Here is a 15,048-nt window from a genome sequence, read left to right on the forward strand (position 1 = left end):
GCCAGTGGCGCACCCGCCCTTACAAGGTGCTCCCCAGCGCGCCCAGCAACCTGGCGCTCACCTCGGCGGCATCGGGCGCGTCGAACTGCATGTTGTGCTGGTCCGTCAGCGGGCCGTGGCCCGGCTCCATGCCTCCGGCAGCGCCGTAGCCCATGGCCTTGAACTTCCAGGTCCCACCCACCTTTTTGAGCGAGCCCACATGTGCACCAGTGGCCGTGTGCACGGCCACCACGGCGGCGTTGATGGGCAACAACCGCAAAGGGCCCGCCACAGGGCCGGGCGGCACGTGGACGAAGGTGGGTTGGAAGACAGGCGGCTGGGTCGGACTCAGGGACATGGGAGCGTTTGTATCGCAAAACGCATACGGCCCACCTGCAACCCGGAGTGCCGCACATCTGGGCCTGAGCACCTGGCCACGCTGACCGACGACCTTTTGGTTGACACTGCGGGCTAATGCAATCCCCCATTTGTGTGAACTACTGCGCACTTACCAAATAGTAAAAGTCTGCAACCACCCACCAAAACTCCGATGCATGTGGATACTGGCGTCTCCACAAAAACCGGTGCAACGAGGAGGGAGGCCAGAGGCCTACAGGCCTTGGGCTTGAATGCTCGTGATGCACCAGACCGCCATGAAAAACTGGATCGCCACCCTGTGCCTGGCTGCCGGTGCTGCAGCCACAGCACCCATGGCCTGGGCCGCCACCTTCGAGATTCCCGACGCAGGCGTCTCGTTCAAGGCGCCCGAAGGATTCACCGAACTGACGAGCGAAGAAATCGGCGCCAAGTACGCCTCCGGGCGCGCGCCGACCTTTGTGGCCGGCAACGCGCAGCGCACCACCACCATTGCCCTGGAACTCAAACCCCAGGCCCTCACCAAGGACAAGCTGCCCCAGGTCAAGGCCTCCTTCGAAACCCTGTTCGACCGCGTCATCCCCCGCATCGACTGGAAGCAGAAGAAGCTCATCGACATGCAGGGCCAGCAGTGGATCTACCTGGAGATGACCTCGCGCGCCAGCGAGGCCGACATCTACAACATCATGCTGGTCACCCCGCACCGGGGCCGGATGCTGGTGCTCAACCTCAACTCCACCAAGGGCGACTTTCCAGCGGTGGAGAAAGAGCTGAGAAAGAGCCTGGAGACGATTGCGGTCGCGGGCGAATAGCCAGGCCGGCACCGCCCCAGAGGGGCCTCCCAGCGCGCGCTCCCACAGACAGGTGGTACCAAAAAGCCGCGTCCTTACGGGACCGCAGCCCTAGCGCACGTACTTACCATCGCGGTTGATCATGGTCAGTTCGACCAGCGAAGAGCCCTGGTGATTGGATGGCGTGAACCGGATGAACATGCCGCCCAGATCGACTTCGCGCATCGACTCCAGGGTGGTGAGGAACCTGCTGCGGGTCACATCCGGGCCGGTCCGTTCCAGCGCGGCAACCAGCAATTTTGCCGCGATGAAGGCTTCGAACCCCGCATAGCCGGTGGCCAGGGCGTTACCCGCCTGCGCCATCACCTCCCGGTACTCCCGGGCCAGCGGCAGTATGGCGTTGGATGGCGAGGGCACGACCTGCGCAACCACGACCCCATCCCGGTCCCGGGCCAGGCTGGCTGCGAACTCCTTGGAATTGACGTTGGACAGAAGGTAGTACTGGGCCCCCTTCAACCGCGCCTTGGTCTTTTGGATGAAATCGGTGCAAGCTTTGGGTGTGCACGCCATGATGATGGCAGCCGGAGAGGCGTCGGCAAGGGCCTTGCTTGCGGCCTCGACCTGGAGGTCCTTGCGGCTGTAGCTTGCGGCCGCCACGGCCGTCAGCTGGTGCGTGCCAGGGCATTCTTGACCCCCTCCAGCACATCCTTGCCGAAACTGTCGTCCTGGTAGAGCACGGCCACACGCCCTATCCGCATCACGGCAAGGTGATCGATGATGGCCGCGACCTCGCGCTGGTAGCTGGCACGCAGGTGGAAAACCACTGGACTGAAGGGCGTACGTATCGATGACGCTCCGCTGAACAAGCCCATGAACGGCACCCCGTGGCGGGTCGCTATGGGTATTGCTGCCTCGATGTTGGGGGTGGACCGGTAGCCGAACAAGGCAAAGACCTTGTCCTGGGTGATCAGCCTCACCGTGTTCTCTGCGGTTTTCTCCGTATCGCGGCCATCATCGTAGGCCTTGAGTTCGATCTGCCGGCCGAACACGCCGCCGCGCTTGTTGACATGCGCAAAGTAGGCCTGCGCACTGTCCAGCCCTTCCCGGGCGATCGCCTGGCCGCTCAGCTCGCTGGACATGCCGATCAGTATCCTGGACTTCTCGACCCCCGTCTCGGCACGGGCCAGGTGGGGCCAGGCCAAGACCTGCAGGAACAAGACCACGCACATCAAAATACGTCGATTCATATCGTCTCCTCATCCCGTCTGCTGATGCGCCTTCTATGGGCGTTGTTTCAGAAGCGCACTCTAGGGAAGGGAGGCTGTCAATTCGCTTTCACGGCATGGCGCGCCGGGTCCGGCATCACCGCCTGTCTCGCATACCGCCCCAGCAGGAGTACCGCACGGGCTGCTGCAGTGCCCCCACATGCAGCTTGGAGCAGCCGGTCCGCCGCCCTCGGCGCCTCCTTGCAAAGCAGGCATTTCTCCTACCCACAGCGGCCTTGCGTTGCGGCACAGTCAGGCTTTCATTGCCAGCCGCTGGCCCCAGGAGACCTAGGATGTCAACCCATGCCGACCAGGCCTTGAAGCCAGCCAGTCAACTGGCTGGGCACGCCAAGACCCCCTTCCCCGGCGCCTCCGCCGAGTACGAGGCCGCGCGCAAGGCCCTGCTGGCCGAGGAGATCGAGTTCCGCCGCCACATGACGCGCCTGGTCGCGCAGCGCCAGGCCCTGCCGCCCGGGCCGGTGATCGCCAAGAACTACCGGTTCAAGGACGAGCAGGGCTTCGAGGTCGGCCTGGCCGACCTGTTCGGCGACAAGCACACCCTGGTCACCTACTTCTGGATGTACGGCCCCAAGCGCGAGCGCCCCTGCCCCATGTGTACCAACTGGCTCGGCTCGGTCGAGGGCAATGCCGCAGACATCCAGCAGCGCGTGGCCTTGAAGATCCTGGGCCGCTCGCCCGTGGAGCGCCAGTACGCTTTCGCGCAGGAACGCGGCTGGCGCGACCTCAATTTCGTGCAGACCATCGGCGACGACTACGCCAAGGACCTGGGCATCCTCATGGACGACGGCAGCGAGTACCCGGCGCTGGTGGTGTTCCAGCGCGACGGCGAGGGCCAGGTACGCCTGTTCTGGGCCAGCGAGATGACCAAGGACATGGCCGACCCAGGGCAGGACCCGCGCGATGCACCGGACATTGCATCGCTATGGTCCATCCTGGATCTGACGCCCGAGGGGCGGCCTGCGGGCTGGTACCCGAAGCTGAAGTACTGAATTGCCATAGCGTGGCAGAACCCGCCTCTGTCGGCAGCCAAGCCGCCTGGGCCAATGTTTAGCGCAATGCCAAAGCCCAGGCGATCTCTCCGTCGCGCAAGCAAAATAGATCCATGACAAACGCTTGCGCAGCCTTTACGTCGCACAGAGCATCCACATAGAAGGCCATCAGTCCATCGGGATTCCCGTCATATCTCATCAAGAGCAACGGACCCAAGGAAGGCGCATCTAACAGGGCGCCAGTGAACCAGTCCAGATCGTCTTGAGCACGAAACAATTGCAAGGGCTGTCGCCGATGCAATTCGTCCATTGTCAGCTTGCTTGCGAGCACCGCACAGCAATCGCCGCTGGGCCAACGAGGCGGCTTTACGGTGTTCATGTCCTTTTCTTGGCAGACCGCGAGCAGGTCATTGTTGGTTTTCGTGATCCGATGCCTCGACGACCTTGCGGATGGCGTCAAGCCGCGTCCCATCGGCTTCGATCAACTTGATGACCTCCCCGGCAGCGTCACGCTCACCACACACCCATTCCCTGTACAGAATCCACAGGCCTTCCCTGGCCCTGTCACGGCAGACTTCGTCCAAGCGCCTGTTGCCCTGCGCAATTTCACTGTCGTGCGCTGAGCCCGACAGAATCTGGAAAAGCAATTCCAGCACACCAAGCCTCACGTGCCGAGGGCTCTCTTCAGCGAGCAACGCCGCCATCAAAACAGACACCGCCGGCTCTGCGGCCTGGTAAAGCTGTCCCTGGACCACCACATGGTTCTCCAGCCTCCAATAGGCTTGGGTCGCCAGTTCCGGGGTGGGTGCATGCAGCAGTTCCATCAAGGCATGGGGCACCTGTTCTGCAGTACCGCCTGCCTGCCGCAGCGTGCTCCATGGGATTCTGTGGATTTCCATCTCAGCCAAGCGGAGCCCGCGGAATGCGTCCCAGGCCGCCGCACGTTCAAGCGCATCATGCAAGGGTTCCGCAGCCCTCACGACGTCGGCCCAGGCGGGATGGTTCGACACCTGGATCTTGGCTTCTCCGAGCGACAGGTTGAATTGCTTTCGCACCGCCTTGATGGTTTCGACGATAGTGTGGCCTTCAGCGCGCATCCTGGCTATCAAGTCTGAAGTTGTCATGGAGTGTCGACCTCCACTATCTCAAACAGGTCGCTACCGCGAAATGCGACAAGGCCCTCTTCAACTGCATGGTGAATCACGGATTGAGCCTCCTCGTAGGTGATTTCGCCTCCCTGCGACTCTATGAACTGCTGCAGCCTCCAGGCATCCACACGGCAGGCATTCGCTATGTCCACATGCATATCCACGACGAGGGATGGCGATGGAGCATTGCGCGTCAAACATGCGCCGACCCCGTGCTTGGCAATACTCCACTGAACGCCATCAACACCCATTGAAGACTTGGACGGCACACCAAAAAGTAGAGGATCTCCCCTCAAGTACTCGGGATAAACGTCTGCAAGACGCGCAACGAGTCGACGTTGCAAAGTGGCCAGCAGGCGAAGCGCCTCAAAATGCTTGTTCATGTCCGGCCGATATGCACTGGTCTGGCAATCAGCCCTGCCCAATCCCATCGGGCTTGGACACTGGCCCTGCCAGAGCCTTGCGCTCCCGCCATGCCTGCTGCACAAACGGATCCGTCACAGCATAAGTGCCATGCCCCTTGCGCACGATGAGGTTGGCATCGCGCAGTTCTTCCGACACGCGCTGCACCTGGTCGGCCGTGACCTCGCGGCCCACGGTGGTGGTGTACTCGGCCAGGGCGTCGGCAGTGAACAGGCCGCTGGCATCGCCCTCCACGCGCGCCACGCGGTCGAAGATGGCGCCGGCCAGCACGCCCAGGTCTTCGAGCTTGCGCAGCTCCACGTCGGCCGCCGCGCCCTTGAGGGTCGCGGCGATCACGGGCAGCAGGCGGTCGGCCTCGGCCGGGTCTTCGCGCTGCAGCTGGCGCAGCGCGCGGATCAGTTCTTCGGGCCGGCGGCCCAGCAGGTTGAAGGCGGCGGTCGCCACGGGCAGGCTGGGCAGCACGGGGGCGCCCTCCTCGGCAATGCCCTGCAGCACATAGGCCACGTAGTCGCCGTCGAGCGTGGGGTATTCGACCGAGGTGGCGCCGGCAAAGGCATGCTTGCCCTGCAGCGTCATGCCCACCACCTGGGCACGGTGCGAGCCCGTGCCGATGAAGAGAAAATGTCCGGGCGTATCGGGCCGCGGGTTGATGGCATCGCGCGCGGCCTTGATGGCCAGCAGCATCTGCGCGCCATCGTCGCCAGCCAGGGCCTGCTGCACCTCGTCGACGATCAGCACCAGGTCGGTCTGCGCCAGCTCGATCACCTCGGTGAGCGCCTCGGCCAGCGTGACCCCGCCCTTGGCTCCTACATCGCTGAGCTGAAAGCCGAACTTGAAGCCCGCCGCCCCCACGTCGATCCCCTTGAGCCGCGCCAGGCGGCCCAGCACGCCGGAGCCTGGCGACTGCAGATCCGCCAGCGCACGGCGGATGGCCGCATGCACGAGCGTGGCCGGGTCGGCCTTGGTGTCGGCCCATAGGTCGACATAGATGACGATGGCGCCCTTGGCCTCCAGCGCGGGGATCAGGTCCTGGCGCAGAAAGGTCGTCTTGCCCGTGCGGCGCAGGCCCGACAGGAAGAGCCCCGAGCGCAACCCCTGGTCGAGCAGGCCGGGTTCCAGCAATTGCCTGGCCATCTGCTCGGCCAGTGCGGGGCGGTGAAAAAGGTCCATTTAGGTTATTTTAGTCAAATCAAATAATTAGCACAAATGACTAAATCAACCAAATCGGGAAGCCGCTCCTCAAGCCAGGTCCGTGCTAACGCGCTTTGTTCCAAATAAACACAATCGCACCGACATAGCCCAGAATCAACACAGTCAAGAGAATCAGCTTCATCGACAAGGGATAGCTCGATTCAGCAATGGGCAGCACCGACGCAAATCCTCCGAGACCCCATGTCAAGGCAGCGGGCGCCTTCGATTTAACGACTTCGGCCTCTATCGCCCCCACCCCGAGTGAGCCAAGTGACACCAGCAAGCTGGCAGCCAAAGGGTAATCTTCAAAAAGCATGCTGCCCTGTCCTCACTGACCGAACAACCAACACCGAGATTTCAGGTCATTGCGCGCGGCACATCGCCACAACGCCGTTCCCGCGAGAGATTGCAAACACAGCGTCCGCCTTGACTGAAATCACCTCCTCCTCGCGGCCCAGTTGTTCCGGCGAGCACACCGGGAGAGGGCCCGCTACTTCGGCAAATCGCAGCATCAACTGGTACCTCGCCTCGATGGACCCGTCATTGAATCCTTGGGCCCAATAAGACTGCTTGGCCTGATGGTGGGTCACGCCGACTCCGGCACCAAAACCAATCAGACAGGCCACAGCAGCAAGCACGAGCGACTGTGCCGAATTCCATCCCAATGTGCGTGGACTGGAATCAGCCATCTCACACCGCCTGTACCACCCGCCACACCGGCAACTCCGCCCCCGCCACCGGCTCGGCCACGATGCCATTGGCAATCACGCCGTCATCGCTCTCGGCCTCGCAGGCCACCACGGCGATGGCGCCGTAGCGCTGGCTGGTGGTCACCACGCACCAGCCCTCGGGCAGGGCCCGCTGAGTGCGCTGGTGGGTGGCGGTCCAGTGGGTGCTGGCCTGGGCTTCGAGAATGGCGGGGCCGGGCTCGGCCACGGGCTGCTGCATCACGGGCACTTCCACCTCCAGCCGCGTACCGGCTGCCACGGGCGTGGCCTGCAGGCCATGGCCCTGCAGCCAGTCGGCCACGGCCTGGGGCATGGCGTAGGCCCAGGGGCGCTGCACCGTGGCCGTGGGCACGAAGTGGGCATAGTGCGGCACCTGCACGCTCACGGGGTCGCCGCTCAGGGTGTAGGGCTCGCGCGTGAGCACTTCCACCGTGGTGCCAGGGGCCGCCTCCAGTGCGTAGCGGATGGCGACCTGCTGCGGCGGCTCGGCGCAATTGGCGAGCAGGTCGACGATCTCCTGGCCGTTGGCGGCGGCATAGACCAGGGCCTCGCGCAGCACGGCGTAGGTGACCTGAACACGCTCCTCGTAGCTGATGTACGAATACGCTTCCAGCAGCACATCGAGCCGGTTGGTCAGGCCGCGGTAGTTGCAGCCGAAGCGCGGGTGGTGGGTGTAGGTGATCCAGCCCTGGCCCTGGCCGCCCTCGTCGCGCACGAAGTTGCCGTACCAGAAGGTATCCAGCCCCTCGGTGCGCTTCACTGCGGCCTGCACGGCCGGCATCATGCGTTCGCGCATGTAGGCCACGGGTTCGGCACGGCCTGTGTGCTCGGTGTGGGGGATGTCGTAGGTCAGCGCAAAGCGGTGGATGGAGCCATTGGTGGCATGGCAGTCCAGCGTGAGATGCGGGTTCCAGGGCTGACACACGCGCTGCTGCAACAGGCGCATCTCGTTCGCCTGCTGGCGCATGTAGTCGCGGTTGAGGTTCACGCCCGCGGCGTTGGTGCGCGTGCCCACCAGGGCCGGGCCGTCCTGCCCGCGCAGGTGGGCGATGTCCAGCGGGCGGTTGTCGGCGCTCATGCGGTCGTTGCCATCGGGGTTGAAGAGCGGCACCACCAGCAGCACGGTGCGCGCCAGCAAGTCGTCGCCATGGTCGCCGCGCAGCAGGTTGCGCACCAGCATCAGCACGCCCTCCTTGCCTTCCACCTCGCCGGCATGGATGCCGCACAGCATCAGCACCACGGGCAGGCCGCTGGCCTGCGCGGCCTCGGGCGTGTGGTGGCCCTGGGCCGACAGCACGAGCAATGGCAGCTTGCGCCCTTCGGGCGAGCTGCCAAAGTCGGTGATGTGCAGGCGCGGATCGCCCAGGGCCGCCAGGCCCTGGACATAGGCCATCACATCGGCATGGGTAGAAGTCTCGGTGTAGCCGCTGGTTTCGGCACGGGTGAGCAATGGGGTGGTCGTGGGTAAGGACATGGGCCGGATCTTAGAACCTGTTCGACCCACTGCACCATCACCACTTTGTCGCAAACGGTCTCACCGCTCCAGCCACCATTGGATCAGCACCTTGGCGATGAAGCCGATGAAGCCCACGCCCAGCCCCAGGAACAGCACAAAGGTGCCAAAGCGCCCGGCCTTGGACTCCCAGGCCAGCTGGCCGATGATGAACAGCATGTAGACGATGAAGGCGCCCACGCCCCAGGTGAGGAAAAAGCCCGAGAGCTGCGCCTCGGTAAAGCCGAAGATCATGGCCGCCGCCCCACCCCGCCCGTGCCACGGCCGCGCTCCGGCAGGCCCGAGGCATCGACCAGATCCCGGTAGGCATGCCAGCTCGCATGGCCCAGCATGGGCAGCACGGCGATCAGCCCGAGCAGCAGCGAGGCCAGGCCCAGTAAGGTGAAGCCCAGGATCAGAGCCGCCCACAGCGCCATGGGCAGCGGGTTGGCCAGCACCGCCTGCCAACTGGTCAGCACCGCCTGGCGCAGCGTGGCGCGGCGGTCAAGCAGCAGCGGCATGGCCACCACGCTGGAGGCGAAGATGGGCGCGGCCAGCAGGCTGCCCAGCGCCAGCCACAGTGCGAACAACCGGCCATCGGGCGCCAGCACCACGTGGTGCACGAAGTCGAGCGGGGTGCGCACGGGCAGCGGCGCCAGCAAGGTGATGAGTGCCGCCGAAGTGAGCACCCAGCCCGTGGCCGCCAGCGCCAGCAGCGCGCCGAACTGCACCAGGCACCAGTAATCGTGGTCGCCCCACTTCGCGGGGTGGCTGTTCTGCCAGTCGAGCCAGGTGCGGCGCACCAGGGCCGCATTGGCGGGCTCGCCACGCTCCAGCGCACGGCTCAGCGCATACAGGCTGGTGGCCAGCACCGGCGCCACCACCAGAAAGCCCGACAGGGCCCCCACGAGCAGCCCGAAGCGGTGGTGCGCCACGGCCAGCAACACGCCGCCGAACAGCGCCACCGCCAGGCCATGCGCAAAGCTGAGCCCGCCGGTGCGCACCATGTCGCGCCAGGCCAGGGCCAGCCAGGCCAGGGGCTGCATCAGCCCGATGGTGCGCACGGGCGGCAGGGTGGGAAGGGGCGTGGGGCGCATGGTGGCCCAAGTCTCGCGCGCCAGCGCAGTGCGCGCCTTGATCTACGGCAAGAAAACGCCGCAACGCAGCCGATGCTCAGCGTGGGGGCTGCGCCAGCGCCTCGGGGATGGCCTGGAGCAGCTCACGGATGGCCGTGAGGCTGGCTACCGTGGCATGCGGCGGCGCGCCATGCTGGTCGTGCGCCCAGGGGTGGTTGGGCGTGTTGAGCCAGATGGCCTGCATGCCGGCGGCCAGTGCGCCCTGCACGTCCAGCGCGGCATCGTCGCCCACATGCAGCACCTCGTGCGGCTGCACCTGGGCAGCGCTGGCCGCAGCGTGGAAGATGCGCACATCGGGCTTGGCGATACCCAGCACCGTGGCGCTGAGGCTGGCCTTGAAATAGTGGCCGATGCCGATGCGGTGCACATCGGCATTGCCGTTGGACAGGGCCACCACCGGGTAGCGCGCGGCCAGAAAGGCCAGCGTATCGTGCGCGTCGGCGAACAGCTCCACGCGCTGGCGCTCGGCAAAGAACAGGTCGAAGGCGGGCTCGGCCAGGTCGGGCTCATCGCCCGCCTGGGTGAGCGCCAGGCGGATGGACTCGCGGCGCAGCGCGCTCAGGTCGTGCACCAGGTCGGGCCTGAGCTCCACCATCTGGTTGCGGATGGCGCGCAGCGATTCGGTGCTCGAGAACAGCGTGGCCGTGGCAGGCGCATGGTCGGTCAGCCACTGCAGCAGCACGGCCTCGGCCCGGGCGATGGTGGGCCAGATGGGCCACAGCGTGTCGTCCAGGTCGATGGTGATGGCACGGATGCGCGAGGTATCCAGGGAAAGGGCAGAAGCAGGCATGGCAAGCAGGGCAAAGCACACAGAAATTCGTGGCCAGCGACCCGGCCCGCAGCCAAGGATACTGCAGCGGCCCGGCTGCAGCGTCAGGCGGGTTTCTTGCCGGCGGCCACCGCCACGGACGAGCCCCGCACCACCAGCCTGCCGGGCAGCAGCCGCTCGCGCGCAGGCGCCTGCAGGCCCTGCATGCGCTCGATGAGGCACTGCGCGGCGCAGCGGCCGATGTCGCCCGTGGGCTGCGCCACCGTGCTCAGGCCCGGCCCGATCAGGGGTGCCCATTCCGGGTCGTCGAAACCCACGAAGCCGATGTCGGCGCCAAAAGACCAGCCAAGCCGTGCCATGGCAGCCGCCACCCGCAGGGTGACCACGGAATTGCCAGAGACCACGGCGCCGCGTGCACCCTTCGCCCGCTTCTTTCCCAGCGCGCGCAGCGCAGCATCCAGCACCTCGTCCGACGCATCCAGCAATTCCACCACCCGGCCCTGCACGCCCGGCCCGTGCGAGGCCACGCACTGCGAGAACGCGGCCGCCCGCTCCAGGCGCGAGCTCACGCCGGCCGGAGGCTGGGTGATGTAGAGCAGCTCGCTCCAGCCACGGTCGATCAAATGCGTGCAGGCGCCGCGCATGGCATCCTGGTTGTCCAATGACACGAAGTCGGCCTCCAGGCCCGCATGCCTGCGGTCCACCAGCACCGCCGGCCGGCCGTGCAGGGAGCTGAGTTCGGCGTGCCCCTCGTCCTGCCCCTGGGTGTTGAGGATGAAGCCATCGACCTGGTAACTCGCCAGCGCGTCGATGGCGTTGCGCTCGCGCTGGCGGTCATTGCCCAGATTGAACAGCATCACCAGGTAGCCCGCCTCCTGGCAGGCCTCTTCGGCCCCGCGCAGCACCGCTACCGAGAAGGGGTTGGTGATGTCCGCCACCACCAGGCCGATCAAGCGCGAGCGCCCGAGGCTGAGTGCCTGGGCCATGGGGCTGGGCACATAGCCGAGCTGGGCGATGGCGGCCTCCACCCGGGCCGCGATGTCGGGGCTGAGCAGGCGCTCGCGGTGGTTGAAAAAGCGCGAGACCGTCGCCTTGGACACGCCGGCCGCGGCCGCTACATCAGCAATGGTGGGCCGGTCACGTCCAGGCGTCTCGACAGGGGCGGCGGCGGGCGCCTTGGCGGTGGATGCGCGTGGCTTGCTGCGACTGCTGCTCATGCGCCGATTGTCCGGTACACCGCGGTGGGTTGTTCACCGGCCAGCGCCTGCAGCAGGTTGGTCACCGCCAGCCGGGCCATGGCATGGCGCGTGCCGTGCGTGGCCGAGCCGATGTGCGGCAGCGGTGTCACGCGCGGGTGGGTGCGCAGGGGCGATGCCAGCGGCAGCGGCTCGGTGGCGAACACATCGAGCCCGGCGGCACGCAGCGTGCCGTGGTCGAGTGCGGCCAGCAGGTCGTCCTCGACCACCGTGGCGCCGCGCCCGCCGTTGATGAAGATGGCGCCCGGCTTCATGGCCGCAAAGGCCCGCGCATCCACCAGGCCGCGCGTGCTGTCCGACAGTGGCAGCATGGCCACCACGATGTCCGCGCGCGCCAGCAGGTCACCGAGCGGCACGTGCTCGGCCCGGCCCTGCAGCGCGGGGGCCTGCACCGCCAGGTCCACCGGGCGGCGCGCGTGGTACAGCACCGGCATGCCAAAGCCCAGGGCCGCGCGGCGCGCCACGGCCTGGCCGATGCGGCCAAAGCCCAGCAGACCCAGGGTCTTGCCATGCACGTCGTGGCCGAACAGGTCCTCACCGATGTTGCGGTCCCAGCGGCCCTCGCGCACCATCTGCGACAGCTCCACCACCCGGCGGCAGGTGGCCAGGATCAGCGCGAAAACGGTGTCCGCCACGGTTTCGTCGAGCACGCCCGGCGTATGGCACAGCACGATACCGCGCGCCTGCAGGGCCTGCAGGTCGTAGTTGTCCACCCCCACCGAGATGCTGGAGATGGCCTGCAGCTGCGGCGCACGCGCCAGCAGCTCCGTAGTGATGGGAAAGCTCGCGCCGATCAGGCCATGGGCTCCGGCCAGCGCGGCATCGAAGGCCGCGCGCTGCGCCGGCTTGCGCGGGTCGGCCACGGTCACCTCGTGCACAGCCTGCAGGCGGGCCAGCTGGTCCGGCGGCAGGTCGCGGAACACCAGCACCTGCTTGCGGGTCGTCATAGGCCGGCCTGCTCCAGCTCTGCGCGCGTGGGCAGCCCCTCGGTATCGCCCAGCACCTGCACGGCGCGCGCGCCGATCCAGGCACCGCGGCGCACCGCGTCGGGCACGCTGCGGCCGGCCAGCAGGGCGCTGACCACACCCACGGCAAAGCCATCGCCCGCGCCCACGGTGTCCACCACCTCGGCCACGGGGAAGCCGGCGACATGGCCGGTGCCGGCCACGTCGCCATCGAAGTACGCGCCCTGTGCGCCAAGCTTCACAACGACGAGCTTGGCGCCCCGTTCCCGGTAGAACCTGGTCACGCCCTCCGGGGTGGTCTCGCCCGTGAGGAACACGCCCTCTTCCATGCCCGGCAGCACCCAGTCGGCAGAGCGCGAAAGCTCGTTGATCCAGTGCCGCATCACCTCGGGCGAGGACCACAGCGTAGGCCGCAGGTTGGGGTCGAACGAGATCGTGCGGCCCGCGGCGCGCATCACCTCCAGCGTGCGCAGGGCCGCCTGCAGGCTGGTCTCGGAAATGGCCGCGAACACGCCCGTGGCATGCAGGTGGCGCGCACTGCGCAGCCAGGGCTCATCCACATCGGCCGGGCCCATCTGGCTCGCGGCCGATCCCTTGCGGTGGTACTCCACCTTGGGGTCGCGCCCATCCGTCACGCGCTCCTTGAACTGAAACCCCGTGCGCTGCGTGGCGTCGCAGGTCACGTGGGAGCAGTCGATGCCCTCGGCCTGCATGGTGGCCAGCAGCGATCGGCCCATGGAATCGGTGCCCAGGCGGCTGGCCCAGCCCACTTTCAGGCCCAGGCGCGCCAGGCCGATGGCGACATTGGTCTCGGCCCCGGCCGTGCGCTTGTGAAAGCCCGTGGCATGCTCCAGCGGCCCGGGCTCGTTGGCCACCAGCAGCAGCATGGCCTCGCCGAACAGCGCCACGTCGAAGGCGGTTTCCTGTGCGGCGCTGCTCATGCCTGCCTCCGTGCATCGCGGATCACGGCCAGTTGCGCGCGCGTCACCGCCACCAGGTCGTCACCGACCAGCGGGTACTCGATGGCGTGCGGCACATCCGCCGGCAGGGCCCGCAGGATGGCGCGCCAGGGCGCCACCGAATCGGCCAGCGGCACCGCCACCCATTTGCCCGGCAGGCGCTGCACACCCTTGCAGTGCACATAGCGCACGCGGTGCGCCATGGCCTGCGCGGCCTGCAGCGGGCATTCGCCCTGCCAGTGCCAGTTGCCCATGTCGAAGGTCATGCCCAGGTCCAGCCCGGCACGCTCCTGCGCGTCGAAAAAGGCCTGCATCGCCGCCAGCGTGCCGGCCGTGGCGGTCTGGTCGTTCTCGATCACCAGTTCGACCGGCCCCCCCACCAGCAGCTCCCTGAGCCGCGCCAGCGAGCCATGCGATGCCGCGCCGAAGCCGCCAATGGCCATCTTCAGCCGCGGCGCACCGAGCACGCGGGCCGCCGACATGCCGCGCCCCAGGGCGGCTTCGTCGAGTGCGCCGTCCGCCGTCCACAGCCCCTCGGGGCTGGAGAACACCGCCGCCCGGCCCGCCAGCGCGGCCAGTTCGTTCACCGGGTCGCGCAGCATCTCGCCGCGCACCTCGACGCCATCGGCACCGGCCATGCGGGCGAGCTCGGTGCACCACAGCTGGCCATGGCGCCCCACTTCGGCCGCGCCGAAGGAAGACAAGGAAATAAGGAGCTTCATGCGTTGTGGGATGTGAGGATCTGCCCCAGGAACTGGCGCGTTTTCTCGTGCTGCGGGCTGCCGAAGAACTCGGCCGGTGGCGCCTGCTCCAGGATCTTCCCGTCGGCCATGAAGATCACGCGGTCTGCCACGCTGCGGGCAAAGCCCATCTCGTGCGTCACGCACAGCATGGTCATGCCGTCCTCGGCCAGGGCTATCATGGTGTCCAGCACTTCCTTGACCATTTCCGGGTCCAGGGCCGAGGTGGGTTCATCGAACAGCATCACCTTGGGGGCCATGCACAGCGCGCGCGCAATCGCCACGCGCTGCTGCTGCCCGCCCGACAGCTGGCTCGGGTGCTTGTGCGCCTGCTCGGGAATGCGCACGCGCGTGAGGTACTTCATCGCCACCTCTTCGGCCTCGGCCCGGCCCATGCCGCGCGAGCGCATGGGCGCCAGCGTGCAGTTCTCCAGAATGGTCAGGTGCGGGAACAGGTTGAACTGCTGGAACACCATGCCCACCTCGGCACGCACGGCGTCCACGTTCTTGCCCCCGGCCGTGAGCTCGATGCCATCCACCTCGATGCGGCCCTTTTGCACCGTCTCCAGCCGGTTGATGCAACGGATCAGGGTGGACTTGCCCGAGCCCGAGGGGCCGCAGATCACAATGCGCTCACCGGCGCGCACCGACAGGTCGATGTCTGTCAGCACCTGGAAGCTGTCGAACCACTTGTTGACCCCCTCCATGCGGATGATCGGCGGCGTGCCGGGGGTGCTCGTGACTGCGTCCGTCATGGGAATGAATCTCCGGGGTCCTGGTAGGTAGAGCGGATAACAAAGCTCAGCGAAGCGGTTCTGGCT

At 66.7% G+C, this 15,048-nt stretch carries 20 protein-coding genes; 2 read left to right on the forward strand and 18 right to left on the reverse strand.

Translation table 11 applies throughout. The features are described from left to right. Positions 1-19: 19 nt before the first annotated feature. Positions 20-337 carry a hypothetical protein gene (locus tag AC3WOH_RS09730; protein ID WP_492229153.1) on the reverse strand — a complete coding sequence of 106 codons (318 nt, stop codon included), beginning with the start codon at positions 335-337 and terminating at the stop codon, positions 20-22. Positions 338-632: 295 nt separating this feature from the next. Here AC3WOH_RS09730 and AC3WOH_RS09735 point away from each other — a divergent pair, with 295 nt between their 5' ends. After that, on the forward strand, positions 633-1,166 hold the full coding sequence (locus AC3WOH_RS09735) for a hypothetical protein (RefSeq protein ID WP_184861411.1): 534 nt from the start codon (positions 633-635) through the stop codon (positions 1,164-1,166). A 90-nt stretch (positions 1,167-1,256) separates the two neighbouring features. On the opposite strand, the gene AC3WOH_RS09740 is transcribed toward AC3WOH_RS09735, so the two are convergent. Together AC3WOH_RS09740 and AC3WOH_RS09745 are read right to left on the reverse strand one after the other, a co-directional pair. Continuing rightward, positions 1,257-1,802, reverse strand: a complete 546-nt coding sequence (locus AC3WOH_RS09740; RefSeq protein ID WP_492229154.1) for an ABC transporter substrate-binding protein — start codon at positions 1,800-1,802, stop codon at positions 1,257-1,259. A gap of 5 nt (positions 1,803-1,807) precedes the next feature. Beyond that, on the reverse strand, positions 1,808-2,392 hold the full coding sequence (locus AC3WOH_RS09745) for an ABC transporter substrate-binding protein (RefSeq protein WP_492229155.1): 585 nt from the start codon (positions 2,390-2,392) through the stop codon (positions 1,808-1,810). Between the two features lie 311 nt (positions 2,393-2,703). Between AC3WOH_RS09745 and AC3WOH_RS09750 the strand changes: the two genes are divergently transcribed. Beyond that, positions 2,704-3,420 (forward strand): DUF899 family protein, encoded by a 717-nt coding sequence (locus AC3WOH_RS09750; RefSeq protein WP_492229156.1) that lies wholly within the window; start codon positions 2,704-2,706, stop codon positions 3,418-3,420. 58 nt (positions 3,421-3,478) lie between these two features. Here AC3WOH_RS09750 and AC3WOH_RS09755 read toward each other — a convergent pair whose 3' ends face one another. The 15 genes from AC3WOH_RS09755 to AC3WOH_RS09825 all read right to left on the reverse strand — a co-directional run bounded on the left by AC3WOH_RS09755 (position 3,479) and on the right by AC3WOH_RS09825 (position 14,982). Further along, entirely contained in the window at positions 3,479-3,799 is a 321-nt protein-coding gene (locus tag AC3WOH_RS09755) for a hypothetical protein (protein WP_492229157.1), read from the reverse strand. Between the two features lie 28 nt (positions 3,800-3,827). After that, complete coding sequence (locus AC3WOH_RS09760; RefSeq protein WP_492229158.1) at positions 3,828-4,544, reverse strand: hypothetical protein; 717 nt, start codon at positions 4,542-4,544, stop codon at positions 3,828-3,830. Continuing rightward, on the reverse strand, positions 4,541-4,951 hold the full coding sequence (locus tag AC3WOH_RS09765; protein WP_492229159.1) for a DUF6896 domain-containing protein: 411 nt from the start codon (positions 4,949-4,951) through the stop codon (positions 4,541-4,543). The genes AC3WOH_RS09760 and AC3WOH_RS09765 overlap by 4 nt, the downstream gene beginning before the upstream one ends. 28 nt (positions 4,952-4,979) lie before the next feature. Continuing rightward, entirely contained in the window at positions 4,980-6,161 is a 1,182-nt protein-coding gene (locus tag AC3WOH_RS09770) for a P-loop NTPase family protein (RefSeq protein WP_492229160.1), read from the reverse strand. A gap of 85 nt (positions 6,162-6,246) precedes the next feature. After that, entirely contained in the window at positions 6,247-6,498 is a 252-nt protein-coding gene (locus tag AC3WOH_RS09775) for a hypothetical protein (RefSeq protein ID WP_492229161.1), read from the reverse strand. A gap of 46 nt (positions 6,499-6,544) precedes the next feature. Further along, positions 6,545-6,871, reverse strand: a complete 327-nt coding sequence (locus AC3WOH_RS09780) for a hypothetical protein (protein ID WP_492229162.1) — start codon at positions 6,869-6,871, stop codon at positions 6,545-6,547. 1 nt (position 6,872) lies between these two features. Further along, entirely contained in the window at positions 6,873-8,384 is a 1,512-nt protein-coding gene (locus AC3WOH_RS09785; protein ID WP_492229163.1) for a M14 family metallopeptidase, read from the reverse strand. Between the two features lie 60 nt (positions 8,385-8,444). Continuing rightward, positions 8,445-8,657, reverse strand: a complete 213-nt coding sequence (locus tag AC3WOH_RS09790; RefSeq protein ID WP_184861399.1) for a DUF2788 domain-containing protein — start codon at positions 8,655-8,657, stop codon at positions 8,445-8,447. Then, the gene (locus AC3WOH_RS09795; RefSeq protein WP_492229164.1) at positions 8,654-9,499 is read right to left on the reverse strand and encodes a DUF2189 domain-containing protein; all 846 of its coding nucleotides are present in this window, start codon (positions 9,497-9,499) and stop codon (positions 8,654-8,656) included. Before AC3WOH_RS09795 ends, AC3WOH_RS09790 begins: the two co-directional genes overlap by 4 nt. Before the next feature lie 76 nt (positions 9,500-9,575). Further along, positions 9,576-10,328 (reverse strand): HAD-IA family hydrolase, encoded by a 753-nt coding sequence (locus tag AC3WOH_RS09800; protein WP_492229165.1) that lies wholly within the window; start codon positions 10,326-10,328, stop codon positions 9,576-9,578. A gap of 83 nt (positions 10,329-10,411) precedes the next feature. Continuing rightward, positions 10,412-11,524, reverse strand: a complete 1,113-nt coding sequence (locus tag AC3WOH_RS09805; RefSeq protein WP_492229166.1) for a LacI family DNA-binding transcriptional regulator — start codon at positions 11,522-11,524, stop codon at positions 10,412-10,414. Next, a complete protein-coding gene (locus AC3WOH_RS09810) occupies positions 11,521-12,510 on the reverse strand; it encodes a 2-hydroxyacid dehydrogenase (protein ID WP_492229167.1) in 990 nt (329 codons plus the stop codon). Before AC3WOH_RS09810 ends, AC3WOH_RS09805 begins: the two co-directional genes overlap by 4 nt. Further along, positions 12,507-13,469 (reverse strand): sugar kinase, encoded by a 963-nt coding sequence (locus AC3WOH_RS09815; RefSeq protein WP_492229168.1) that lies wholly within the window; start codon positions 13,467-13,469, stop codon positions 12,507-12,509. The genes AC3WOH_RS09810 and AC3WOH_RS09815 overlap by 4 nt, the downstream gene beginning before the upstream one ends. Further along, positions 13,466-14,209, reverse strand: a complete 744-nt coding sequence (locus tag AC3WOH_RS09820; protein ID WP_492229169.1) for a sugar phosphate isomerase/epimerase family protein — start codon at positions 14,207-14,209, stop codon at positions 13,466-13,468. Before AC3WOH_RS09820 ends, AC3WOH_RS09815 begins: the two co-directional genes overlap by 4 nt. Continuing rightward, the gene (locus AC3WOH_RS09825; protein ID WP_492229170.1) at positions 14,206-14,982 is read right to left on the reverse strand and encodes an amino acid ABC transporter ATP-binding protein; all 777 of its coding nucleotides are present in this window, start codon (positions 14,980-14,982) and stop codon (positions 14,206-14,208) included. Before AC3WOH_RS09825 ends, AC3WOH_RS09820 begins: the two co-directional genes overlap by 4 nt. Positions 14,983-15,048: the final 66 nt, after the last annotated feature.

Source organism: Acidovorax sp. FW305-C-20-28 (genome assembly GCF_058783375.1).